Source organism: Lysinibacillus sp. FSL W7-1291 (assembly GCF_038593415.1).
GTDB classification, from domain to species: Bacteria; Bacillota; Bacilli; order Bacillales_A; family Planococcaceae; genus Lysinibacillus; species Lysinibacillus fusiformis_D.
Genome location: NZ_CP151994.1, coordinates 1,337,744 through 1,361,754, shown reverse-complemented (window position 1 = coordinate 1,361,754; position 24,011 = coordinate 1,337,744). Strand labels below are relative to the sequence as shown.

36 protein-coding genes are annotated in these 24,011 nt (G+C 36.5%); 3 read left to right on the top strand and 33 right to left on the bottom strand.

What is annotated here, in order from left to right; all coding sequences use genetic code 11:
• Positions 1–184: 184 nt before the first annotated feature.
• The 19 genes from NST76_RS06520 to NST76_RS06430 all read right to left on the bottom strand — a co-directional run bounded on the left by NST76_RS06520 (position 185) and on the right by NST76_RS06430 (position 13,654).
• Complete coding sequence (locus NST76_RS06520) at positions 185–493, bottom strand: hypothetical protein (protein WP_342544798.1); 309 nt, start codon at positions 491–493, stop codon at positions 185–187.
• A 78-nt stretch (positions 494–571) separates the two neighbouring features.
• Positions 572–1,156 carry a major tail protein gene (locus NST76_RS06515; RefSeq protein ID WP_342544796.1) on the bottom strand — a complete coding sequence of 195 codons (585 nt, stop codon included), beginning with the start codon at positions 1,154–1,156 and terminating at the stop codon, positions 572–574.
• Positions 1,157–1,175: 19 nt separating this feature from the next.
• Complete coding sequence (locus NST76_RS06510; protein ID WP_342544795.1) at positions 1,176–1,520, bottom strand: hypothetical protein; 345 nt, start codon at positions 1,518–1,520, stop codon at positions 1,176–1,178.
• Positions 1,517–1,936 carry an HK97-gp10 family putative phage morphogenesis protein gene (locus tag NST76_RS06505; RefSeq protein ID WP_342544793.1) on the bottom strand — a complete coding sequence of 140 codons (420 nt, stop codon included), beginning with the start codon at positions 1,934–1,936 and terminating at the stop codon, positions 1,517–1,519. The genes NST76_RS06510 and NST76_RS06505 overlap by 4 nt, the downstream gene beginning before the upstream one ends.
• Positions 1,937–2,272, bottom strand: coding sequence for a phage head closure protein (locus NST76_RS06500; protein WP_342544792.1), 336 nt, complete (start codon positions 2,270–2,272; stop codon positions 1,937–1,939). It lies immediately after the preceding gene.
• The gene (locus NST76_RS06495; protein WP_342544791.1) at positions 2,250–2,582 is read right to left on the bottom strand and encodes a head-tail connector protein; all 333 of its coding nucleotides are present in this window, start codon (positions 2,580–2,582) and stop codon (positions 2,250–2,252) included. The genes NST76_RS06500 and NST76_RS06495 overlap by 23 nt, the downstream gene beginning before the upstream one ends.
• Positions 2,582–2,815 carry a hypothetical protein gene (locus NST76_RS06490; RefSeq protein WP_342544790.1) on the bottom strand — a complete coding sequence of 78 codons (234 nt, stop codon included), beginning with the start codon at positions 2,813–2,815 and terminating at the stop codon, positions 2,582–2,584. The genes NST76_RS06495 and NST76_RS06490 overlap by 1 nt, the downstream gene beginning before the upstream one ends.
• A gap of 41 nt (positions 2,816–2,856) precedes the next feature.
• The gene (locus NST76_RS06485) at positions 2,857–4,053 is read right to left on the bottom strand and encodes a phage major capsid protein (RefSeq protein WP_342545245.1); all 1,197 of its coding nucleotides are present in this window, start codon (positions 4,051–4,053) and stop codon (positions 2,857–2,859) included.
• Positions 4,054–4,122: 69 nt separating this feature from the next.
• Positions 4,123–4,836 (bottom strand): head maturation protease, ClpP-related, encoded by a 714-nt coding sequence (locus NST76_RS06480; protein ID WP_342545243.1) that lies wholly within the window; start codon positions 4,834–4,836, stop codon positions 4,123–4,125.
• Between the two features lie 25 nt (positions 4,837–4,861).
• A complete protein-coding gene (locus NST76_RS06475) occupies positions 4,862–6,052 on the bottom strand; it encodes a phage portal protein (protein WP_342545242.1) in 1,191 nt (396 codons plus the stop codon).
• Between the two features lie 51 nt (positions 6,053–6,103).
• Positions 6,104–7,807: a terminase TerL endonuclease subunit gene (locus tag NST76_RS06470; protein ID WP_342544789.1), complete on the bottom strand. Its 1,704-nt coding sequence runs from the start codon at positions 7,805–7,807 to the stop codon at positions 6,104–6,106.
• Entirely contained in the window at positions 7,804–8,322 is a 519-nt protein-coding gene (locus NST76_RS06465) for a phage terminase small subunit P27 family (protein ID WP_342544787.1), read from the bottom strand. The genes NST76_RS06470 and NST76_RS06465 overlap by 4 nt, the downstream gene beginning before the upstream one ends.
• Positions 8,323–8,450: 128 nt before the next feature.
• Positions 8,451–8,831, bottom strand: a complete 381-nt coding sequence (locus NST76_RS06460; RefSeq protein ID WP_342544786.1) for an HNH endonuclease — start codon at positions 8,829–8,831, stop codon at positions 8,451–8,453.
• A complete protein-coding gene (locus NST76_RS06455; RefSeq protein ID WP_342544785.1) occupies positions 8,821–9,138 on the bottom strand; it encodes a hypothetical protein in 318 nt (105 codons plus the stop codon). The genes NST76_RS06460 and NST76_RS06455 overlap by 11 nt, the downstream gene beginning before the upstream one ends.
• Before the next feature lies 1 nt (position 9,139).
• On the bottom strand, positions 9,140–9,382 hold the full coding sequence (locus NST76_RS06450; RefSeq protein WP_342544784.1) for a hypothetical protein: 243 nt from the start codon (positions 9,380–9,382) through the stop codon (positions 9,140–9,142).
• 81 nt (positions 9,383–9,463) lie between these two features.
• A complete protein-coding gene (locus NST76_RS06445; protein ID WP_342544783.1) occupies positions 9,464–9,865 on the bottom strand; it encodes a hypothetical protein in 402 nt (133 codons plus the stop codon).
• A gap of 87 nt (positions 9,866–9,952) precedes the next feature.
• On the bottom strand, positions 9,953–10,765 hold the full coding sequence (locus NST76_RS06440) for a hypothetical protein (protein ID WP_342544781.1): 813 nt from the start codon (positions 10,763–10,765) through the stop codon (positions 9,953–9,955).
• A 238-nt stretch (positions 10,766–11,003) separates the two neighbouring features.
• Complete coding sequence (locus NST76_RS06435) at positions 11,004–11,402, bottom strand: hypothetical protein (protein WP_342544780.1); 399 nt, start codon at positions 11,400–11,402, stop codon at positions 11,004–11,006.
• Positions 11,403–11,752: 350 nt separating this feature from the next.
• Positions 11,753–13,654, bottom strand: a complete 1,902-nt coding sequence (locus NST76_RS06430; RefSeq protein ID WP_342544779.1) for a phage/plasmid primase, P4 family — start codon at positions 13,652–13,654, stop codon at positions 11,753–11,755.
• An 83-nt stretch (positions 13,655–13,737) separates the two neighbouring features.
• On the opposite strand from NST76_RS06430, the gene NST76_RS06425 reads away from it, so the two are divergent.
• Positions 13,738–14,577 (top strand): hypothetical protein, encoded by an 840-nt coding sequence (locus NST76_RS06425; protein ID WP_342544777.1) that lies wholly within the window; start codon positions 13,738–13,740, stop codon positions 14,575–14,577.
• 46 nt (positions 14,578–14,623) lie between these two features.
• Here the strand turns inward: NST76_RS06425 and NST76_RS06420 are convergent, their stop codons facing one another.
• From NST76_RS06420 to NST76_RS06385, 8 genes are all read right to left on the bottom strand, one after another.
• The gene (locus NST76_RS06420) at positions 14,624–15,055 is read right to left on the bottom strand and encodes a hypothetical protein (RefSeq protein ID WP_342544774.1); all 432 of its coding nucleotides are present in this window, start codon (positions 15,053–15,055) and stop codon (positions 14,624–14,626) included.
• A gap of 14 nt (positions 15,056–15,069) precedes the next feature.
• Positions 15,070–16,788, bottom strand: a complete 1,719-nt coding sequence (locus NST76_RS06415; protein WP_342544773.1) for a DNA polymerase B — start codon at positions 16,786–16,788, stop codon at positions 15,070–15,072.
• 1 nt (position 16,789) lies between these two features.
• Positions 16,790–17,587 (bottom strand): zinc-finger-containing protein, encoded by a 798-nt coding sequence (locus tag NST76_RS06410; RefSeq protein WP_342544772.1) that lies wholly within the window; start codon positions 17,585–17,587, stop codon positions 16,790–16,792.
• Positions 17,584–18,585, bottom strand: coding sequence for an AAA family ATPase (locus NST76_RS06405; RefSeq protein WP_342544771.1), 1,002 nt, complete (start codon positions 18,583–18,585; stop codon positions 17,584–17,586). The genes NST76_RS06410 and NST76_RS06405 overlap by 4 nt, the downstream gene beginning before the upstream one ends.
• A 2-nt stretch (positions 18,586–18,587) precedes the next feature.
• A complete protein-coding gene (locus tag NST76_RS06400; protein WP_342544770.1) occupies positions 18,588–19,499 on the bottom strand; it encodes a YqaJ viral recombinase family protein in 912 nt (303 codons plus the stop codon).
• On the bottom strand, positions 19,500–20,762 hold the full coding sequence (locus NST76_RS06395; protein WP_342544769.1) for a DEAD/DEAH box helicase: 1,263 nt from the start codon (positions 20,760–20,762) through the stop codon (positions 19,500–19,502).
• On the bottom strand, positions 20,704–21,000 hold the full coding sequence (locus NST76_RS06390; RefSeq protein WP_342544768.1) for a VRR-NUC domain-containing protein: 297 nt from the start codon (positions 20,998–21,000) through the stop codon (positions 20,704–20,706). Before NST76_RS06390 ends, NST76_RS06395 begins: the two co-directional genes overlap by 59 nt.
• A gap of 222 nt (positions 21,001–21,222) precedes the next feature.
• Positions 21,223–21,480 (bottom strand): AbrB/MazE/SpoVT family DNA-binding domain-containing protein, encoded by a 258-nt coding sequence (locus NST76_RS06385; protein ID WP_342544767.1) that lies wholly within the window; start codon positions 21,478–21,480, stop codon positions 21,223–21,225.
• Between the two features lie 63 nt (positions 21,481–21,543).
• Here NST76_RS06385 and NST76_RS06380 point away from each other — a divergent pair, with 63 nt between their 5' ends.
• Entirely contained in the window at positions 21,544–21,753 is a 210-nt protein-coding gene (locus NST76_RS06380) for a hypothetical protein (RefSeq protein WP_342544766.1), read from the top strand.
• Here NST76_RS06380 and NST76_RS06375 read toward each other — a convergent pair.
• The 6 genes from NST76_RS06375 to NST76_RS06350 all read right to left on the bottom strand — a co-directional run bounded on the left by NST76_RS06375 (position 21,733) and on the right by NST76_RS06350 (position 23,226).
• Positions 21,733–21,948: a hypothetical protein gene (locus NST76_RS06375; RefSeq protein ID WP_342544764.1), complete on the bottom strand. Its 216-nt coding sequence runs from the start codon at positions 21,946–21,948 to the stop codon at positions 21,733–21,735. The two genes, NST76_RS06380 and NST76_RS06375, sit on opposite strands and share 21 nt — an antisense overlap.
• Positions 21,949–21,953: 5 nt before the next feature.
• Positions 21,954–22,220, bottom strand: coding sequence for a hypothetical protein (locus tag NST76_RS06370; protein WP_342544762.1), 267 nt, complete (start codon positions 22,218–22,220; stop codon positions 21,954–21,956).
• A 6-nt stretch (positions 22,221–22,226) separates the two neighbouring features.
• On the bottom strand, positions 22,227–22,457 hold the full coding sequence (locus tag NST76_RS06365) for a DUF6877 family protein (RefSeq protein WP_342544761.1): 231 nt from the start codon (positions 22,455–22,457) through the stop codon (positions 22,227–22,229).
• Positions 22,454–22,591, bottom strand: coding sequence for a hypothetical protein (locus NST76_RS06360; RefSeq protein ID WP_342544760.1), 138 nt, complete (start codon positions 22,589–22,591; stop codon positions 22,454–22,456). The genes NST76_RS06365 and NST76_RS06360 overlap by 4 nt, the downstream gene beginning before the upstream one ends.
• A 48-nt stretch (positions 22,592–22,639) precedes the next feature.
• Positions 22,640–22,789 (bottom strand): hypothetical protein, encoded by a 150-nt coding sequence (locus NST76_RS06355; protein ID WP_342544759.1) that lies wholly within the window; start codon positions 22,787–22,789, stop codon positions 22,640–22,642.
• Between the two features lie 197 nt (positions 22,790–22,986).
• The gene (locus tag NST76_RS06350) at positions 22,987–23,226 is read right to left on the bottom strand and encodes a helix-turn-helix transcriptional regulator (protein ID WP_313871589.1); all 240 of its coding nucleotides are present in this window, start codon (positions 23,224–23,226) and stop codon (positions 22,987–22,989) included.
• 163 nt (positions 23,227–23,389) lie between these two features.
• Here NST76_RS06350 and NST76_RS06345 point away from each other — a divergent pair, with 163 nt between their 5' ends.
• Positions 23,390–24,004: an XRE family transcriptional regulator gene (locus tag NST76_RS06345; protein WP_342544758.1), complete on the top strand. Its 615-nt coding sequence runs from the start codon at positions 23,390–23,392 to the stop codon at positions 24,002–24,004.
• Positions 24,005–24,011 lie beyond the last annotated feature (7 nt).

Genomic DNA, 24,011 nt, shown 5'->3' with positions numbered 1-24,011 from the left:
GGCAAAAATAAAAATCACAACCAATCAATGTCGTCGGCTGTGACTTCCTCTATTTCCTCATCATCTTCATTTGATAGTTCAAACCAGAAATGTATATCCATTTCATCAATTTCATGCAGTTTGTATCCTGCTTTTAATAGCTCACGATAGAACTTTTTAATATTTTGATAGGCTGTTAGGCCACTTACTTTCCCTCAGTTGTTGTGGAAGCCGTCTGCAGACCTCCAATATTAAGTACACTGTTGAATACACGCATAATTTCGTCTTGTAATACCCCTGCCTCTAAGCCGTCCCATACGTCATCCACAGTGAATTGATTATCAAAAACATTTACGACAAATCCAATCATTCCGTCAAAAGTTTCCGCAGAAACTTGTGCGTCTTCTTCACGCATTTTTTCATTCATTTTCAGGGCATTTCTGAAAACACGTGCCTTTACAAAGTCATTTGTAAATGTTTTTTCTTGTCCATCGATTCGTAATTTGATTTGCATATTTCATCCATCCTTTTCGTTAGTCACTTATTTTTAGTTTTGATTAAAAGAAAAGAAGCCCTATAAAAGGACTTCAGTTTAAGGTGTTGGTACTGTTGGTTCAGTAGGTTTTGTTACAGTAGAGAAGAACGTTTCGGGAGTATCTGTTACACCTGAATCACGCGTATCTACTGTATGTTTGATGATGCCATCAATTAAAGGTAAAGCTTCACCTGCGAATGGGTATACTTTGTAGTTTGTTTCACCTTTTTTACGAGTAGCGTTGGATTCCTCACCGGGTTTTAATTTTGCTTTGTAGAACCACACAAGTTTAGATCCTGATTCAAAGCCAATCGCAATAGCATTTGGTGAATCATTTGAGTTGGTGATAATACCACCTTCTGCAGATTTCTTGTGACCATACCAATCAATTAATACCTCTGTTGGCAAATCAGCAGTCTCGCCTGCAATTGTAATAGAATCCATTTGTGCCTCTTGATCCACCACACGGTCCCCGGCATCTAAAGATGCTTCTGAGAAGTTAGGTGTGAGATTTAAAGAGATTGGCATTGTTAATGTTTTAACATCTCCCCAAGTTTCTGTTTGTTCATCTGTCATTAATGCATAATGGATCCGTTTCAAACTAATTTTTTGTGGTTTTTCATTTACCGTTGTAGCTGCCATTTTCATGACCTCCTATTATTTAATATTCATCAAAAAAGACGAATCGCAACACTTTGTTAAAGTAGGAATCGCCTTCTTGTTTTGGTGCATCGTATTCAAATGTGCGTTCATAACCAGCAGATTCCATCAATCGCTTGATGTCCTCCACAAGTTGATAGTAATTGGGTTTCGACCAAACGTTGACTTGGATAAGTCTTTCAGTCTCATATTCCTGATCTGATGCTTCGAGTGCTGGTTTTGAATTAATTTCTAAGAATGTAACGTATTGATTTGGTATGGTTGATCCAGTTGGAACACTGTTGAAATACACATCTAAATTAAGTGGTGCCAAAATACTTGTAATATGTGCAGAAATATCAATCATAGATTTTTTGCCTTCTTTATCTCATCAGCAATAGCATTTAATGCACCTGGTTTGCTTAATTCAAATCCCCGTGTAAAGAATGGATTTGGTGCAATTGGTCCCCATGTTACTTTCTGACGTTTACCTTTTTTCGTAACATATTTACTTCCAGCGCTTCGCCCACCTTCTAAGATATGGCCGTGGTAGGCTTTAGCTGTGTGCACTTTGGCTTCCCCATCTTTTGCTCGTTTTATTTTAATATTATTTTTCAATTTATTTTTCTTATTTTTGGATTTTCCTACTGGCACTTCTTTCTCAACAGCTTCTTTGACTACTTTTGCACCTGCATTAAGTGCTTTATTTTCTTCTGCTTCTTCTAATTGCAAATTCATTAAATTTTGCATTAAAGCGTCCATACCTTGTATTTCAAAATTCATCTAAACCACCTCTTTTAAAAAGATTGTGAGCCACTGATTATCCCCATTATCATTCACAGGTGGCGAATCCATTTCGTATGTTTTACCAGCTACTTCAACCCGCATATCTTCTGTAATATCCTTTCGGTACCGTATACCAATAACACATTTCCCTTGCCATTGTGTAGCATCAGAACTAAATAATCTGTAACCTTTTGCAGTCTTCAATTCCGCCCATACCGTTACTTGTTTAGTCCATTCATCACTAGGCCATCCATTAGTTATCGTACCTGGTGGATTTAAGAATGTAGCGCGCTTGTTCATACGACCTGCGTTATTGTTGTTGCGATAGTTCATCAGGATTCACCCACTTTATCTGTAAAATTATCGACTGTAAGCCGTATGGGATAGGTTGTTGAGCTGTTTTAATTGTGGAAGGCGTAATAGCTATACGATTCTCATAAAAGTGTGTAGCGAGCGTCATAATAGCTAAACGATGTAAGGCAAAAACATCTTTGCCCTCCACAGTCAAATAATAATCGTCTGGCTGTTTAACCCCTGCATTCTCCAAATAAAAAATGGATGATTGCAGAATAGTAGAAAGGGAACGATCCTCGTCATTCCCATCAATCCGTAAATATTCTTTAAGCTCATCCAGTAATTGCATTAAGCATCACTCTTTTCATCTGTGGAAGGTAGTTTAGGCGCTTGCTTTGTAGGAGCTTTCTTAGGCTCTTCAACAGCTTTTAGGAATGCTACCCCATATTCTTCATGGACTTCCGTCAAAGCCTCTGCGCGTGCTTTAACAAGCTTTTTACCATTGGCAGGATAGTTGTCCCCTACCTCATAAATATGGCCGTCATGATTTTTTTCTTTGAAACGATTAATTACTTTATACACTTAATTCACCTTCTTTCAATAAATTAAAAATCCCTATTCCATCAGTCAGGAGTAGGGACTACATCAGCAATACGGAAAGCAGATTTTAATTTAATACGGTGATCAAACCACGCTGTTAATACAAAGGCATTTACACCTGTTTTAACATCTTTATCAGTTTCGTATAAAACATTGAGATCATAGTTTAAGTGAGCATAAGAGAAGTCACCAACAATCGGTTTTGTGGCTGCATCCACAAATACTACTGGCTTACCTAAAATTTGTTCTGGTTGTGCTGCATAAAGTGTTGCATTCCCATTTGCTAGTGTTTCAATAATTGTTGAGTAATCAGCAAAAGTCATAACAATTTTTGCATTCTCACGGTAATCCTCATGTAAATCAGCAATCGCTGCTTTAATTGCTTTATACAGATTTTCTCCGCTTACTTTCTTAATCGCATTTGTACCTGTTTGATAGAAACTCATGTGTTCTTCACCAGCTTTTGGTGTAGTTGCAAATTGTACTTTCTTCTCCTTTGCAGCTAAACCAGAACGTAGTGAATTTTCTACGTGAGATACTAAATTTGTATGTGTACCTGCAAGAACCGTTTCAGAGACGCCTGCAAATACTTTTGATTTAAAGCGACCAAATGTCACTGTTGAACCTTCTAGCTTTAATTCCTTAGCTGTCTCAGTATCTGCGATGAAATTGTCATCATCGATTGTGTACGCCAGTTTAGGGATTTCAAGGTTGACAATGTTCGTAACTGTAATTAGCTCACGCATTGGATTCTTAACCATTGGTTCAGTAATGATTTCTTGTGCAACTGTTTTAGGTAAGAATTTTTCACCACCAGTTACTGGGTTCGTATTATCACCTAATGCTGCATACACTTCATGATCAATTGGTTGATTGCGGACCGTTGAACGAACCAATGAAGCGAATGCCTCGGCGCGTTTTTGCTTTGGATCTTCGATACTGCCTAAGTTTTTTTGTTGCGCAAATTTTGCAGCTTGTTCAGCTTCTAGTTGATCGTGTTGTTGCTTAATCACGTCAAAACGAGCCTGTAAATCAGCCTTGGAAGTTTGGGCTGCTTTAATATCATCCAGTGACGCAGATGGATCCATAGCCTTTGTAGCTAAATCTTCCTCTGTTTTAGCTAATTGTTGGCCGATTGTAGCCATTGCTTGCTTCAATTCATAAATGGTTTTATTCCCTGAGAAAAATTGAATGTTAAGAGGTAAAAGCATTTTCATCATATTTTTTTGTTCTAATGATTTTAAAAACTTTTTTGTTTGTGTTTTCATAAGTGAAAACCTCCTGAAATTTTATAGTATTGTGTTTAAATAAGTTAAATTCGCCTTCGAATCCGCAAGAATTTTTTCACGTAAAGCCTTTTCTTCAGCAGACATTACAGATTTACAATTAGATTGTTGGAGTAATTGTTGAGGAACATTGATGTAACGTTTCTTCGCCTTTTCACTAACACTTGCAACCATTTCATTTGCTTCTTCCACAACATCGCACAAGCCATGCTCAAACGCTTTTTCAGCTGAAAGCCAAGTTTCATTATCTAGAAGTTCTTTCAAAGTAGTATCTTCCAACTTATCTCCAGCTTTATCTTTATAAGCAATCATCGCGGACTGATTGATACGGTCTAAATCATCTGCTGCTTTACGTAATTTTTCTGCATTCCCTACTGCATAACTCCATGCATTGTGTACCATAAGCATAGAGTTAGACGGCATCCTGATTTCATCACCTGCCATTGCAATTACAGAAGCAATGGAAGCAGCTAATGCATCTATGTGAACAATAATTCTAGCTTCATGACGCTTTAACATGTTGTAGATTGTTACACCTTCGAACACGCTACCACCATCACTGTTGATGTAAAGGTGAATCGTTTCAACATCACCTAATTTATCAAGTTCATTTTTAAAAGTTACAGACGATACTTCGCCATATTCTTCCCATGCCCATTTTGTAATCTCGCCATAAATAAAAACGTCAGCAGATTTACCATCACCGGACGCCTTCATTTGAAAAAAACTTTGTAATTGTTTTTTAGTCACTTTTCCCACCTCCTTCCACAGTTGATGCAGCAGTAGAGGACTTCCGCAATACAGGATCCATTTCTTGTGGATATAAGTCTCCAGAAATCCAAAGCACATTTGCCTTGCCACCCATTGGTGCCAAATCTTCTAGCATACGGACTTCATCAGGCTTCATAGCTCCACTTCGTAACATCGCTTGATAGAAATTTGTACGTGCTGTTGTATCGCCTCGTAAAAGGCCACCAAGGTTAAATTTGAAGTACATACCTTGCTTTCGGTCAGCTTTCGTAAGTAATTTTCGATTAAATTCATGTTCATATTGGCGTACAATCGGCAAAAGAGTCATGTTTACAAACTGAATCATTAGTTGTTCGTTTGAAGCTATTGTGCCACCTTCCACATCATTAAGGAAGGACACAGGTACATTAAAAACATTGGCTACCCTTGAGCGTGTAATCCGCTCTGATGCCAATGTATCTGATGCAAAATATTGTTTTTTCATTTCGGTGATTTCAACACCTGGCTCTTGCATTAAAATGCCACCATTTTCTTGATAAAAACGTCTAAAATCAGCTATTACTGCAGCTCTTTTGTCTTTATCCAAGTTAGCCGCATACTTCAAAATAAATGATTCCTTTTTCTCCATTTCAGAAAGTGAAAACTCTTGAACTGCCTTGTCGTACTTGATTGTATTGGCCAATACTTTCAACGGCGATAAACCTCTAATACGAGCAGGTCCTCGAATATGCTTAACGTGTACCATATCTGTATTTGCTACAAACATCGTCCCCCGCTCTCCTTGGACTTGGTACCACAACAATCCGTCATCTTTATTGATAAATTCAGTAACACATGATGGATCCAGTGGAACAATTTCATTCGGTCGTAGCCGTATATCACGTAAAATAATCGCGTACCCATTACCTGTTTCATTTCTACTTACTTCTAAAGCGTTTAATAGATCAAAGCTACTCATATTTTGGTTTGGTTCATTTATGAGTACATCTGAAATATCATTTTGAATCACATCGTAATTTTGATGTAATTTAATAGGTAATGCTGAAATTGTATTAGCCAGTCGACTAATAACACTAAAAATCGTTTCATTTGTTGCTAATTGACTGTTATTGATGCCCCAAAAGGTTCGTCCAATCCAATTGTTAAAATCCCATGTCGCACCTTGCCAACCCGCATAAGCCATATACGCTGCTCTCTTAGTACGTTGCCATAATCTCAATTTCTCACCTCCCCCTTATAAATCATGAATAGATATGAAGCTGATATTGCCATCTCCACTTTCATTTGTTGAAAATCTTGCTTGTACAAATGCTGTAATTACTGCTGCAATAGGATCGATTCGTTCTCTGGACTTTGATTTTGATAGTTTAATACTTTCATTAGCTGCCATTTCAGCAATAGCATTCCCTATAGCCCAAGCCAGTACTTTATCTCCTACATGAGTAACTCTTTTTTGTTGTTCATTGTTCTGATATACATAATCTCTGAACTCTTTTGTTGGCTCAGATAATGTAGGGAACCCTTGCCGGACCTCCACAATGGTTAACCCATAGTTAGCCATATTTTGAGCAAACTGTGTGGCTCCGTATGGATCGTAACAAAATAGAATTACATTCAATTCATTGTTATTGATGAAATCTAAAATCCATTGTTCTACAAAGCTATAGTCAACTACGGCACCTGGTGTAACATCCATCCAACCTTCTTCTATCCATACATCATATGGCACTTTATCCTTCGCTCTACGCTCCGCTAACGCTTCCTCAGGCAAAAATGAGTGTTGTCCAACGTGGTAGCCATAATTTGTAGGGAAAACATAACCCACCGAAGTTAAGTCAATCTTCTTAGATAAATCGACTCCTATATAAACATCACGGCCACTCACCTCAAAGGCTTCTATTTGTCCTGCCTTCCACTTATTCGCAGGAATGTAGCCCCCTTCTTTCATGTCCACCCATATATTCATAGTCTTTGTTAAGAACGACCTCATTTTTTCCGGAACATCAAGCGCTGTTTTTAAATCTGATCGAATGGATGCTAAACCTTCTTCATAAGTAGCTACTATAGGGTTCGCTTTTATCCAATTACTTTCATCCTTTATGTCATCCCCTGGATCAAGCTCGCAAATGATACCAAAGTAATCATCGTTTTCTGTATCATCATCAGGATTCAATATGCGTGAAACATATTCGTATTCAACAAAACACGGCCTACTTAAATCAAATCCTGCTGTGGTGATAACAAACATTAGTGGTTCTTTACGAGCAACCATCCCTGATAATAAAACATCGTAAATTTCAGATGTTAGATGGTTGTGGTACTCATCTACAATTCCTACTGATGGATTTTTACCATCCCCTGTTTTCCGTGTTTCACGGGATAACGGAACGATGACGGACCCATTGTTGAAGACTTCAATTTTGCCATATGCTTCTTTCCACCTACCATCCAACAGCTCACTGGAATTTATCCCATCTCGAACAGCAATATACACTTCATCTGATTGATCTTTCTGCCATCCAGCAATATACATACGCTGTTTCTCATCTCCAAGGAAAGCGATGTATGAACCAACTATCGCTAAAAACTGAGACTTAGCATTTTTACGAGCAAGCTGAATGTAAACCTTACGGAAACGACGAGCTCCGTTCCGCTTCTTTTTGAAACAGAAGATATTTACAGATATAAAGAGTTGAAAGTCATTAAATTGAACCTTTTCACCAGCTAATACACCTTCAACGTGTTCAAACTCATTGGCCCACCAATAGAAATCCTCGGCCACTTCTTCATCAAAATAAAAAGGACTGTCATCATTTTGACAATCCTCATAATCTTTTATAAAGCGTTGAACCGCCCATTTGTGTTTAATACTAGCCTTAATTTCCCCACTTAGAATATCATCACAGTAGTTAAAGACCCGTTCTAAAACCCAATTCATAATCTATCACCAAATCGCTTCTGGGCCTCGGTTTTGCCTTCCACAGTTGAAGGGGAAGGAATGACTAATTTCAAACGAGATGTAATAGTAAGCCCAAGATCAGTAGCTGCAGAACGACATTCATTAAACAATGTATTTTTGGTTCGTTGCAACTTTGGATAATCCTCATTCGCAATCGTAATTTTCTTGCCGTTTTCCTGCTCAACTGTCTCTGTTGGTTTGATTTTTCGTATGTCCTTCACCAGTTGTAAGTACTGATGCTTCGAGTCCAGATACCTCGCTAAAGAATCAACATCAAGCTCGCTGAAAATTTCAAGCGCTACAAGCTTTTCAGCAATCTCTACAAATTCCTTCTTTTGTGCTGCTGTTAAATACGATGGAATTTCAATGTTTTCAGAGGGTCCACGCATCTTTTCTTCATGTTTTTGACGCTTTTTTATATCATCCTTGGTTAAATGTTTAGAACGTCCATTCCCTAGAATCACTTGCAATGGCTGCTTATTTCGACCTGCCATACTATCACCTCACTTTCATTTTCCTTAGCCTTCCAGAAAAAATATTCAAAAACGGGTTTTTCTGCGAGGAAATCGGTCAGCCGGTGTAGGGCCCCCTGTCCTATGAGAACTGAATGGAGGGGGATACCCTATTTCTTACCGTACTTCTGTGTGTCCTCGTTCGTCTTCTTGTTATGACAAGATTGACAAAGCAATTGTAAATTGTTTTCATCCAATCGCTTGGACCAATCAGCAGTTAGTGGCACGATGTGGTCCACAAGAACTCCGACTGTGATTCGCTTTTCATTTAGGCAATGCTGGCACAATCCGTTGTCGCGAATCTTGATGTAGTCACGACATTTAATCCATGATGACGAATGATAAAATTGATCGTGCTTCTTGTTGCGATTGTACTTGTCATAGTACCGGTTGTTGTCAGCCTTGGTTGTTTTATGTTGTTCACAATATCCTTCGCGTGTTAGGTTTGGACATCCTGGCTTGTTGCATGGTCGTAGAGGTTTACTGTTCATGCTGCTCTACCTCTTGCTTAACCCTTCTCATGCCCTGCGCTATGGTGTCCTTCAGCTTTGCCTCGTCCTGCTTTAGCTGGTCTAGCTTATGGCCATCAGCCCATTTCATCTTGCGGTGTAGCTCACGCATCTTTGCCTGTAGCTTACGCGTTGATTCATCTGTATAAAAACAGACATACTCACGTCCACAGTTAGGACAGGTGAAGTATGTCTTTTCAATCTTGTTATCCAGTTTGTCTAACTTGAAGTGTTTGACGTAGAACCTATGGCCGCATGACTTGTTACACTTAGTATAAATTGGTTCCATATTATTCACCGCCTTCTAATCGTGTTGGTAATTCATCTTCTAAGATGCTATCAACTAATTTCTTTACAACACTTGGACCAATCTCATTCATTTCATTTGGAGTTGTATTACCTGCCAAATCAATCGCCAGTGTATCAAGTTTACTAACAGTTTCTTTTCCACATAGTTCGATAAGCGCTTCGACACCTATACAATCAGTAACCATTGATACTAATACAATCTTTTCAGCTTTTGTAAGTTCCATTGTTCATCCCTCCACCATTCATAGTTAATTGCATAATAAAAAGCCACATCGTAATTGATGTGACCTCTTATGTATATATACTTATAAAATGCTTTCAATTAATTTTATTTCTTCTCGTAATATTGCAATTCTGTCTTCTAATTTCTTGATTTGTATTTCATCGATTTCAGTTAAAGATTCAGCCTCCAACTGTTGTTTTAATAACTCCACTACTTCTTGTTGTCTTACAATTGCATCATTCTCACTAACTGGTCTTGGTCTGACTAATGAGTCTGAACAATGAAAACCACACACAGGGCAATTAACCTCGAACACAATCTCTTGTTCTAGACCATCTGTTGATAAATGAAGTCTATTGTTTATAGTATGTGCAATTGCACCATCAGGACTTGTAGACATTGAGACTGTTGGGTCATCACTTCCTACAGCAAGAAATTCATTTGGACAATTTTCACATTTTATATTTTTGGTATAAGGCATCATAACTAATCACCTCCCATCTACCTATATCATAGGATAAATGGAACAGATTGTCATTACAAAGAATACTAAATATTAGAAAATAACATCTTAAGCAAGTGTGACTTTAACTGCCTCAGTCTCCCCATCTTTTCTTATAATTTTAAATTCACTAGTAGAGGAAAAAAAATGATAATCTTCAATCTTAATTTCTCCTTCAACAAGTTTTTCAATTATTGAGATTTTATCTGAAACGACGTTCTGTATTTTTTCTGCTTTTTGTAAACAGTATTTCATTTCATAATAATAGAATTTTTTTTGAGTTTTGTACCATTCAATATCTCTTGTGAGTGATTTTGCTTCATCATGATTTTCTTCTAGAAGCAATGATATGACTTTTTGTCTATTCTTTTTAATATCGTATTCCATTACTTCTGAGATTTCCTTAAAACTTTCCTCAAAAAATAATATTTGGTTTAGTAAGATGGAATCACTTATTTTTTTTGTATCAATCCATCTATCCCATTTAATTATTTTAAACCCTATTTTTAATCCCTCAAAGAACTCATCATTTAGTTTAAATTTCCAACTGTTGTTCCTATTGTCTTCAAAGTTTTTTAAACTTAAAACAACTTTTTTAAATTCTAAACTTAAGCCAACATAAATAGGCAATTCTGCTGACAATAGATTGATTTTTTTTAGTACTTTTTCTTGATTGACCTGATGTCTTGCTACCATGTAGGCCCCCATAGCCCCAGCAAATCCACCTACCAGACTTAATAAGCCACCTAGTATTGTTGCAATCTCAGGACTAATATTAACTTTTACTAAAAATGTATAACCGATTAAATATACTAATACAGATAATGCAATTACTACAAAAATACCATATAACCAAGATAATAAATTTAGTAGTGCTTTCAAAACTAATACTCCTTCCAGAAATAACTTCCAAAAGAATATTACCAATTTTTTTGTAAAAATAATAGAGACCACCTAAGTAGTCTCAATTACTTGTTTCCGACATACACGTACAAGCAACGTGCTTATTTCGTAATGTTTATTTTTGTCAGCGTATTGCCGTACGCTTTTTGATACTACTATCATATAATGGATTTTCAATAGATTCAGCCACTACATAGTAAGGTACTATTTTAATACATTACTTAGATGATACTTTTTCAGCGTATTGCATCATACGCATAATGTTAGCGTGTTTCATCTTAATATAGTTTGTACTGTAATTTAATTCACTTGCAATTGTTTCAAGCGTCTTACCTTCCACATGCTTACGATAAAGTATTTTATATTCAAGCCCATCGAATGTGCTAATAAGGTTTTTCAAATCATGAAGATCATTTAATTTATGAGCCAATTCATATTCGATTGCTTCGATTTTTACTTCTACATTTGCACCTAATGATTTGGCTTCTAGCTTGTACTTACCTAAATCATTTACATTTTCCCAACGTCTTAACTCACGTTTAGTTTTACTAAGATTGTATTCAAGGTAAGTTATTTGTTCCTCAAGCTTTCGATAGTCCTTTAACCATTCGTACATGTGCAACACCTACTTTCAATAAAGGTTACAGATATGGTTACATGCTGTTACAGGATGTTTGTAACCCTTAAAATGTTGATATATCAATGTTTAAAGCTACATGGTTACAGATATACAGATTATTTAGCGATTTTCCTTTATATATTTTTTTATTTCTTTCTTTTTTCTTTTTATTTATTTTTTATATACTTATATCTATTATTTATCTGTAACTAAAGAAATAATATTAATATAAATATATATATAATAAGGGTTTGTAACGGTTACAGATGTATTTTTTTATCTGTAACCCTCATTCACATAAAAGTATTCTTAAACCCTTGATAAATAGACATTTGATAGGGTTACAGTTATATCCCTTCATCTGTTACCTCATCCGTAACCTTTTTATATACTCGAACAGGATTCCCCATAACTTTTACTACTTTTGATTCCCAGCCCTCTTTCTTCATTCTACGACCGAATTCGGTACTTCCAGCTGGTTTGTGCCCTTCTTCTTCACAGTAGGCCACATACATTGCGTATACGTCCCTAGTCCTCTTTCCATCGATCTCATCACTATATTGATGCAAAAATGAAAGAGCACTATCAGATTGAATGAAATATTCAATTGTTTGCTGTTCAATTGTGGTTGAATCAGACAGTTTATTGCCGTTTTTGCGTATTCTCTTAATTCCTTCGAGTGCTAATTTTAGTATGTAAGACTTTGCTGCATCACTCGAGAGTTTTTCGTCTAAATTTTCATCGATCACTTTAACCTCAGCATCACAAGGAATGACAACTAAGCGCCTACCAATACCACCGGACTTATCTTTAAATTGTGGCATCTTGTTACAAGTAAAAATGAGCGTCGCTTTCGACCGTATGGTAATAGGGATTGAATAAATTGGACGCAACATAACCGGATCTCCCGATGCCAATGTTTTAAAATTGGCCGACTTGTCTAGGTATGACGCGTCAATGTCATCAGCAATGTTCATTAATTTACCGGACATCCCATATACGGCTGTATCATCATCGAATTTATCTAATGGCACGTTCGTTTCCAGGCCATTCGTGAATGCTGTAAGCATTTTTAATAAGGTTGATTTACCGTTGTTCCCTTTTTCCGACTTATAAAAGAAAACTTTATGCGGGAAGCCTTTTGTCATTAAAATATGGCCAAACATTTCTTCAATCACCATCCGTAAATCTTTTCGATTACATGTAAAGAAATCTAAAAATTGATCCACATTCTCGTCATAGGCGTCATCATCGTATTGAACATCTAAAAAATACGGTGTAAAGCCAGCATCGATAATGATGGGCTCACCGTCATCGATAATCACGCCATTAGGTAGCTGGATAACAAAATCATTGTCCTCTACTACATTCGATTTAATTTTAAATAGTTCCATCAACTGCTTATGCTGGGCTGGCTTTAATTTTATATGCTTGTCTATCTCTCTTAGCAGCTTATTGGAATCGGTAATATAACGGTCCAGCTGCTTAAAATAAATTTGATTGTTGTAATAATGAAGGTCTAAACGTTTGGCCAAAACTTCACTCGTCATGACCATATCCTTTGAATTTAGCCATTGCTGCGAACTAGGTGCTGGCTTTTTATCTAACACGGATTTTATTGTGTTATTAAGCTCGTCATCATCCATGGACTCAGCAAATACTTTTGTATTGATAAAAGTTGCTAGTACTTGCAGCGTTTCATTATCGATCATATCGGTGCCGTATTGCTCTAAAGTGGTGAGCAAATGACTATATATTGCACTATTGCGCCCTTGCCCTTCTTTAATGCCCAGTAAATTATGTTTTAATTTAGAAGGATACAAGAGCAAAGGAAGCTCCGGTAAACTGCTCACATCTTCAAGATAGTGAGCATTTTCCATTGGTCGAAGTTTGCCATTTTGCTTTATCGTAGCTTGTGAGCGAGTACCCGTTTTGTAATCGACCTTTAATCCGGCAACCGTTGTTTTATCTGTGTAGTTTTTAATGGGTGTAGTCATTCCCTCGGCCTTTGGGCGTTTATACCAAAGGTGAAAACCTCGATTCGTTTCAACACGTAAGGATGGATATACAGAATAGATATATTCAGCTGCATCTGAGCGTGTATCAAAATCCACGACCACTATATCTTTTGTTAAAATGACACCAGCATCTTTATAATTTTTGTGGTCCGTAGAAAATATGTCGAATGAGTGTTTAGGCTTCTTTTCTTCTAGCTCGATATAGCGCAATGGCTTTATAGTAGACTTCAAACCTTAGCACCTCCTTTCTTTTCCATTTATAACTTTAATTTAGCTTAGAACTCTATTACAATATTTCTTAGAGGTGAAATAGAATGGAAAAAAATCCAGAATTACAGTGTGGCCTTATTATGCCAATAGCTCCTATGTTCGATTACACTGCGGAACATTGGTTAGAAGTTAAAAGCATCATTACCCAAGCAGTGTTACAAGTTAGTGAATTTAAATTTAAAACAGATATTGTAAGTAATTCTGATGGAGAAATTGACGTTATACATAAACGTATTGTTCAGAACCTATACAATGCAGACATTGTTATTTGTGACATTAGTGGCAGAAATCCCAATGTACTTTTTGAATTAGGTATGAGACTAACATTTGATAAGCCTACAATTATTATAAAAGATGATAAAACTGATTTTATTTTCGATACTGGTCTAATTGAACATTTAACGTACCCAAGTGACTTACGATTTAACAGAATAGTTAAGTTCCAGGCTGAATTAGCTAATGCGGTTAGTCAGACCTACAAAAAGTCAAATAGTGATCCATCATACTCAACTTTTCTTGGTAATTTTGGAGAATTTAAAGTTCCGGCATTACATCAAACTCCTGTTTCTGATGTACAGCAACTTATACTTGATGAGATTTCAAGCGTAAGGCGGGAAGTAAATTCAATCAAAAAGAATTCAATAAATCCAGATCCTTTTATAAGTCCCGAATATAGGAAAAAAATAAATGAAGCTGTTCAAATTTATATTGATTACAATGAAGTTGATGATGAGATTACCGAACTTCTTTCTTATTATTCTTTCCAAAGTCATCTTGAGAAATATGGGATAACTTTAAATCAAGAAACTAAAACATATATTTATAAATTGCTTAATGATCTTGATATGGTATTTAAAAGTAACAGAGTTGTAGAAAAAAAATAAATAAGTATAGTGTCTTGCATTTATAAATCTTTGTGAGACACTTTTTTTAATTAACCTCTACCGTACCATCTGAACCAACCTCATAAGGAATCCCTTCATGTTGTTCACTTTCTAGATCATCAATGCTCATTTGTTGAGCTTGTATCAATAGAGAAATGTTTGTGCCTGCAGCTGGATAAATAGCGTTTACTCGGTCTACATCTTCTGTTGCAACATTAAATTTGAGCACAGTCTTTTTATTGTCACGCTGCAAGTTCACAAATTCAGCTTGAATGGGCTCATATGGTCCCTCATCATCTGAAATTGTTAAAATGGTCATTTTACCTGTTAACCTTAATAATTCAGCAGCATGTTTCGTTTCATCTGATAAAATATGAAACATTAAAACTTCTTTTTTATCATCCTTTTGCATTTTCTTAAAAAGCACATTAATTTCAATGTCTTTTGTTTGTACTGTTTGTACTGTTTCTGTTGTCATTTGAAAACACTCTCCTATACAAATAATTGTTTTTGAATCATTTTTACATACCAATTCAAATCGATTTTACGTTTCTCAAATTGATCAAGTGGACCATTCCATACAATAGCTTGCTCCGGACTATTAGAAACCTTTTGGTATTTTTCATCACGTACTTTATAAACACCACCACGCTTTGGGTCATTCGTTGCAAAAATACGATTTACTTTCTGCAGCTGTTTCATTTTCATTTGGCCATCCTCAAATACCTCACAAGTCAAACCCTCGAATTTTCCTTGTTTAGCCACCAATTGGAAAGCCGTTAAATCTTTCTTGAACATATTAATGACCGTTTTTTGAATGGGTATATCATGCATGTAGTAATTGACCAGGGCTGTATCGATAATAGATAAGCTATTCCGTTCCCAGGTACCACCTTCAAAGTTTTTCATGATACCTTTTGCTACGATTTTCCCATCAGAATAGCGTACACAATAATTATTAGCATCACGTTGAGCGATTTTATTAATCTCATTTACTTTGAAAGTTATTTCATAGTGTTTACTAAATCGATTAATAATCTCATCGATAAACGGCCGAAATGACTTGTCCTCATATTTAACAATTAAGCCGTCTGTATTTGATTGAATGAGCTCTATAAAAGGCTCTAATAACACAATCAAATGCGTAAGAATTAATTGGCCATTTACTACGATGTTGTTAAATTGTTGCGGATCAAATAGCGCATTGAACTCTGACTTGCAAGCACCTACTGCAGCATTAAGTAATATCTTATATATTTCCTCTTTTGATACCCCTGCAGCTTGATACTTTAATCGATCCTGGTATATTTTTTCATACCGTTCAGGCATCTTAGCTGCTCTACTGATAAATCCATTGTTAATCTTTAATGTGGGAAAATAAGATTTTGCATCGATGTGTAAAAAGTAGCCTTCACCTAAATAGTTTTCTTTCGCTGCATGCAAACCACCAAAACCATACGTGTGTGTTAATCCTGCAATCTTATATTCAAATTGTCGCTTTTCTAAATCAGTCACTGCTCCACCCTCCAAGTAGGACATGTGGATATTGTTATAGAAATCGACAACTGATTTGGGCAATTCATCAATTTTGAGTCTCTTATCATAACTAAGCTTTAATCGATCACGCTTATGGTCCTTCATTTTAAAAGCCTTTAATACTGTAGAAGCTAAATTCGCACGCGTCTTTTTCACATCAGATGGATGTAATTTAAACGATTCAATAATTTCAAATTTGGAAGCAAAATAATCTTCGCGTTTTTGAAAGGCTTCACTGGTTGCTTTTACATCGTTTTCACAGTAATCAAGGATCGTTTGAACTTCCTCTGGTGTTAATTCCTTTTGGTCAAAATCAATAGGTGTTTCAATAATATTCATGCCTAAGTTGGCCATAGCTTCTTTTAATGAAAGTGATTTATTTATTAACTCTTGCTTTACGTCCAATGTAAGAAAACCACAATTTACTTTTCGCTTAAATGAACCACCTATAATTTGTTGACTAATCTCATATGGATCCTGGTCGGTTAAAATAGCCCATAAAATGATGTCGTCATAATGATAATTATTAAAGCCAACTAGAATATCTTTTGAAGAAAGAGCGCTTTGTAGGCGCTCTTTATCGTTGTGTATGCGTATGATTCTATTGTTGGCTGGATTTAAGATGACGCACATCCAATCATTGGGGAAAACCTCGAAATCATACACTTTAAACATATTAGAATGGCTCCGGTTGACTTAATGAGAAGTTAACGAATGTGCCATTTTTAGATTTAGAATGCTTAATATCCATTTCGCATTGGGTACCCAGCGCTTCTTTAAATGCATTGACTAAATCAGTCTCAGGTGAACCAAAAACAGAAGGGTCCAATTCGATGTTTAGTGCATATGCACATTTCATCGTTTGTTTTAATGCACGTGCCATCATTTTTTCAGTGAAGAAGATCATTCCAAAGAATTTACGATTTTCATAACCTTCATTCAAAAGTTCAAGATCAAGTTGTAACCATTCTGTTCCTTTATCATTTACACGCCATTGCACCTCTGAAAGTACAACATCATATCCACCCTCTGGTAGCGCCTCGTGATCATCCACCGGTGATGTTTTTGGATCAAATCCCTCTGCTAATAATTTTTGAGCCATAGCTGCTAAGTTACTCATATTCTTCGTCTCCTTTGGTAGTAAAGATAATAATTTTTTACACTGTTCTTTATCAAACATACCGATATGTGCCGTTTCTCGTGTTAATCCCATCATATCGGCTAACTGCATATAAGCTTTCGAGCGACTAACTTTCCCGAACTTCCAACGTACATCAAATCGTGCATGGCACAATTTACGTAGTTCTCTTAATTCAGCATTTGCCATTGTTCCAAGTGGTGTTTTTCCTCGACCGTGTGTGCCTACCCTGGCATCACATGGCCTACATACATATAAGTTGGCGCGATAATCCGTGCCATAAAAATCTTTCGAACTGATAAACTCAGCTTGTTCTTGGCAATATGGACAAATCATTTTGTACGTGGAGCTCGCGGTGCTCTTGGTGCACCTGGTTTCGCTGTTCGTGGTGCTTTTACCGTTGTGTTCGGTTCATTGGCCGGTGGTGGGTTGTCCTCCACGTATTGTGCGATACCAGGATCAGCGCCATTTGATTCATTGTCTTCTGATGAAACCACATCCTTATCTTTTTCAGCCACTACAGTAGCAATAGAACCATCGTCTAGCTCCACTGACACTTCTTCGGCGATTTCAGTTAATGTTTTCTTTTGCTCAACAGGTTGGGTTTGCCGTTCATCTTTATTTTCAGTTTGTGGTTCACTAGCTGAACCTTTATCAAATGCACCGATTACAGAATCTAAGATCTTTAAAATACGCTCGTCCTCAATCCAATCACGTTGATAATTTTTACGGCGGTCCACAACACGGCGAAGATATTTTTTACCGATTTTTTGACACATGATGTTCAGGTCACAGTTACCATTTACAACATTTAGATCCTTATCTCCTAATGATGGGATTGACTTTTCTAATGTGCCCTCTAATTTTGTTGCATAACGACTAATGTAAATTACATTCATCGGTAGGGCTTTAAGACGGACCACAATTGAGGTAATGAATGTTTTGCGTAGACCCCAACCTTTGCCGTATGGCACATCACCAACATAATCAACACCATTTTCTTCACAGATTGCTTGTTCAATGAGTGTAACTAAATCATCGATTACATCGATAACCACCGTTTCAAAGCCGTGACCGCCTTTTTCAAGGTCTTTAATGAGCCCTAACATTTGCTCAACTACAGACACCTTAATTGCACCAGTCTTTGGATCGCGTTCATTTTTTAAATCAACTGATGGTGTTTCAATTTGAGCAGCGTTCCCATCTGTATTGAAAATGACCGGATTAGGAAACTCACTTGCTAGATAAGATTTACCATTCATAGTTGGTCCCCAGATGAAATAATTACGTGGTATTTCAATTGTTTTCTTTGGTTTGTTTGGTGGTAGTGCCATTGTTATTTAGCCTCCTTCGTTTTTTTCATAGAGATTTTTGTATAGCCCTTTTTAGGCGTAACTTTTTCAAACCTTTTCACAATTCGTGGATGTGATTCACGTAAAGCTTTTGAGTCTATTGAGACTGATTCAGTAGGAAGAACCAAAGTAATTGTGCATTGGTCCGTTTCAAATGATTTCACTTTGTGGTCCATCATTAGTTGATATAGCTTGTCTTTCATAGCCTTATATTGCGCTTCGGTTTCTTTAAAGGCTTGTATTTGGACCTCAAATTTTTCAACTTCACTGGCTACAATAGCAATCTCATTTTTTTCTTCTAAGGTAATAGAATAAAAATCAGCTTCGGACATTTCAGGTTGTTGTTTTAAAGCTTCACAACGTTTCCAGAACAACTCAATAGCTTGTAAGATTTGATTTGCATATGCTTCGTCAAAATGGATGACTTCAATTTTTAAAAGCTCTGGATCAAATTCTGCATCGAAATTGTCTGGACGCTCATATAAAGCCAACCATCCTGCAGGTAAATCAAATACGTACATGTAGAGTTGCATTTGCGCTTTGTAAACTTCCATTGTTGGCTTTTTACCATGCGTTTTAATTTCAAGTAACAATAATTCCGTTTTGTCTGCACCATCACAGTTACCGCGTATACAAAGCTCTTTGTTTATCACTGTGTCTGGTTGAAAGTTTGTTTCGTTGATTAAATTAATGTAGTCACGAATTTGTGGCTCCATTGTTTGGCCATAAACGGTATATTCATTTCCTTCAAATACAGTCGGTACTAAACCCAGTTTCTCTTTTGCAAGCTCAAACTGTGTTTTGTATTTGCTTAAACCTAAAATTATAGGAACATCCGAACCACCTACAAAAGCGCGGCGATTTTCAGTGACATTTTTATCGTCTGTTTGAAACATTTATTTTTTTCCCTCCATATACTTCACAAAAAGATCGTCCGTGAAGTCTTTCTTTGTTTTCAAAGCACCGTATATCATTTCCTCAATCGTATGTTTGGTAATGAAATGATAGACTGTAACTTTTTTATCCTGGCCATTGCGATATGCTCGACCTAATGACTGCTCATAATCTTGCAAACTATAAGTAGGTGTATAGAAAACAACAAGGTTTGCGTATTGTAATTCAATGCCTGCAGCACCAGCTTGGTACTGAACAAGCGTTACACTCCCCTTTAACTTTGGCCATGTATTACGTGCAGGCAATTCTGATCGTTGGCCACTCACCTCGAACACTTTTTTCTTTAATTTGCCCATTAATAAAAGCAATGTTTCTTTTTCAGCTTTAAAGTTATAGAAAATAATGATGTTTTCATTTGTACTCTCAGCGAGCATTTCAATATATTCGAGCTTGTTCTTTTGATTGGCATAGAATCGCAATCCCTGTGCAAGTTTTGGATAAGTGTCATAGACAACTTTTTCCCCATCAACCTCTAAAATTCGGTCTTTCTTTAACCTCAAATACTCAGTGGATCGCTTGAAAAATACATCTTCAACCACCATTGGTGGTAAATCCAAACAATCATCTTTCGATAGCTTCACACTAAAGGATTGATACATTTGCTTGAGTATATTTTCACGGTTCCAACCAACAATCTTATTTACTCGGCGTTGACCAAGATAAAGCGTGTCAAATATGCCAAATTCACGCTCAAATTGCGTTTTACTTTGTGCCAAATTAAACATGATGAAATAGTTTATTGTATCGCCCCACCCATTGCTTGACGGTGTGGCAGATAAGAGTAAAAAATACGTACTGGCTTTAACTAAGTTCTTTGCTGCCTTACCTCGTTGTGAAGTAGATGTTTTCACATAATGGCATTCATCGAATATGACAAACCAGCCTTTGTATTTCTTCCAATCAGCAAATAACTTGCCATAAGACAAAAGATCGTAACTAATTTCAATGCCGTAATAATTAGCGACCGTTTGAATATCCCTATCCCATCCACCTTCTTTTATCTTTTGTGGTGGTGCCACAATCAAAAGGGGCTCGCCATTGCTATGAAGTAAATAATGGTGGATAGATAAAATAGTTTTTCCTGTGCCAGTATCAAGTGCATATAAATAATTGGCTTTTGCTTTCTGCAACACATCTTTTTGGTACTCATATAACATGGAATCGGTCGAGATTAATTCGGACATCTTCGACACTGTATGCGACAAATGCTACACCTCCTGCAGCTTGTATTTTTTCGATATGGTATTTTTGGAGCTCACTCACAACACCACCTGGTCGCTTTACTTCAATGCCAATAAACTTTCCATTGATACAAGCTAGGATGTCTGGTACACCCGACTTTTGAAACATGTCACCGTGTACCTTCATCCACCAATAACCTTGTGATTCGAGCCATTTTTTTATTTGATTTTCAATTGTTTTTTCGAGTGGTTTTCTCGTCATGCTAGGAAACACCCTCCCGATTTGATATACTGATTTCAGATAATTATTTTGATTGGAGCCTGAACCGTTGCAGCGGTATAGGCTCTATTTTTTTGCCATCACGATAGTTCCTCTTTGCCATTCGGCTACAAACTCATGAAACTCCCAACCTTTGTTTACTAGATTGTTAGCTACAAAGTAATCGCCCAGGACTTCTAATAAACAATCGCTCATTTTCTTCACCTACCGAATTAATTTAATTGCACGATCAATTGTCTCAAGCACATTTGGATTTTTAGCACTTACCGCCATTTTCTTAAGTGATGCAACAACTTCATCTTTTTCTATATTTGGTTGATATTTTTGAAGGATAATTTGATCCCCATCGATAAATATTTCTACTGGATCCTTTTCCTCGATACCTAATGTGCGGCGTAACTCTTTTGGAAGTACCACACGTCCTAAATCATCGACTTTACGAACAATACCTGTTGATTTCATTTGATTTCCTCCTCCTTATATTTCCTTTCTGTTAAACTATTGGTAGAAAGGTAGGTGATACATATGGATATTGCAAAATTATTTAAGGGGCAAAAAGTAGATTTCAATTGCCCAGAATGTGAGAAAAAAATAACTTTAGATGCAAGTGAGCTTTTTAAGAAAAATGGTTCAAAAAAATGTTCAGGTTGTGATGTCACAATAAATTTTGATAATAATCAATCTATAAAAGACATCAAGAAAGAATTAGAAAAACTAACTAAAATGTTCAAGTGATTGGAAAATGTTAATTGCCAATAATAATTGTTCTTTGCTCCATCCATTAGCTTTTGAAAAATCTAATATTTCTTCTGCAATACTAATGCTTTCATATATTGGAGCTAGTGTTGAACTAGATACTTGAACCGTAATACTATTTATATCCTCACTCGTTGTTCCAGCAACCTGTGAGGGTTTTTTATTGTCTTCCACACTATTCACCCCCAATTTACCGTGAAACCAGTAACGCCCTTATTGTCCAAAATTGTATAGCCAGCTTTCTTTAACTCTTTTGAAAAAACTCCTAGCATACGTGGTTCGTCACCTTGATAAATGTAAGCAAATTTACAGCTACCTTGTTCTGCTTTTGATTCAATACCTTTAACTAGGTCTTTGAAATATTCGCTTGCTAATGAATTCTTCTCAAATTTTGCAGTTGCTTCGTTTGTAACCTTTTTCATTTCACTTGCTGGTTGAAGTTTCACCCGAATTCACCTCCTCTTCAAAGCCTGATAAACCTTCTGAGCATAAGCCACTTGCTGCCTAATGTATGGATCTGTTTCTTTACCACCACTTGCTAGCCAGTCACCTATGCGCTGATTAATATCTAATAGGACAGCTATAGGTAACTTGCTAGCAATTTGGTGTAAATCATACATTGGAGTAATACCACTTGTTAATGCTTGGCCAACTAATGAAACTGGGACAGTTTTGATGTTCATTTGGTTTCACCTGCCTTCATATGAGCCCATCTAGCTGACCACATAGCAACTGTTTTCACAATTGCCTCACGCAATTTTTCGCTTCTGCAATCAGCAGACTTTTCAGCTCGCCACTCTAAATTGGTTGTTCTCATTTGGTATCACCCTTTCCCAATGCTTGTACAAAAATTCATTAGACTGCGCTATTTTGCGCAATCGTTTTTATAAACCGTGATTCCTCCAACTGTTAAATTAGTTAGCTTCAAGTCCACCCCGTACTTCCGAGACCAAATAGCCTCTACAATTGGTAGTAATTTGCGAACTTTTTCCTCCGTAATTTTGAAGCCTTCCATGTTCACCCTCCTTTTTATCAGAATATGTCGAAAGGGCTTGTCTGATTTTATCCAAAAACCAATTGGCTATTGCATTGGTCTATTTCCATCTGTAATGATGTGGATGGGCGCCATAGGCTGATAAACTTTAACGCTTCCTCATGATTAAAAATCCATACCGTCATTGGCACGGTACAACGCTGTCATTAATTGTTCGATTAAACAGAGCAAGATAATTCATTAAAACTACAGAATTTCTGTACTTGACCAGCAAAAAAAATAATACTGTCAAATGGAACATTCACATGCTTAACAAAATCGTAAGCTTGGTCCATGCGGAAAATACGTCGATACTTTTCATACTGAATATACGTTTTTTCTGACATTTTCATTTTTTTAGCCATTTCGAGTTGAGTTAAACCTGCTAAAATTCTAGCTTGTTCTAAAGTGTATCGCATAATATCTCACCTCCTGCAATTAGATTACTACAGAATTTCTGTAGTTTCAAGTTTAAAAAACAGATTTGCTGTATTTTATAATCGAAATGAATCAAAAGTTTCAGTTTTACTGTACAAAAATACAGAGTATCTGTATAATGAAACTAAAGGAGGTGGAAATATTTTGAGTGTTGGACAAAAAATAAAGAAGTTGAGGAAAGAAAAAGGGTTTACACAAAGCGAATTAGCCAAAAAGCTCGATGTAGTTTCTACTGCTGTATCAGCTTGGGAGAGAGATGCAAATAAACCTATGATGGATAAACTAACAATAATGTCAGAATTATTTAATGTTCCTATCTCTCATTTCTTTGATGTAGAAGATATACCATCAAACCTAATACCTGTACAACCTAACTTTGTGAAAATACCAATCTTAGGCGTTATCGCATGTGGCGATCCTATCACAGCAATTGAAAATCACGATGGGTATAGATATGAACCTGAGGAAATTCTGCCTAAAGGGAATCTATTTTATTTAAAAACGAAGGGCAATAGTATGGAACCAACTATCCCTAACAATTCCTATGTATTAATAAGAGAGCAACCCGAAGTAGAGTATGGGGAGATCGCTGCGGTGCTCGTGAATGGTGATACAGAAATGACGTTGAAGCGAGTAAAGAAGCAAGGAAGCTCGATCTTCCTAATGCCCGATAACCCAAAACATGATCCAATTTTGGTTGATGAAAACAACCCAGCTAGAATTATTGGAAAAGCAGTACGTTACACACAAGATCTTTAATACTTAG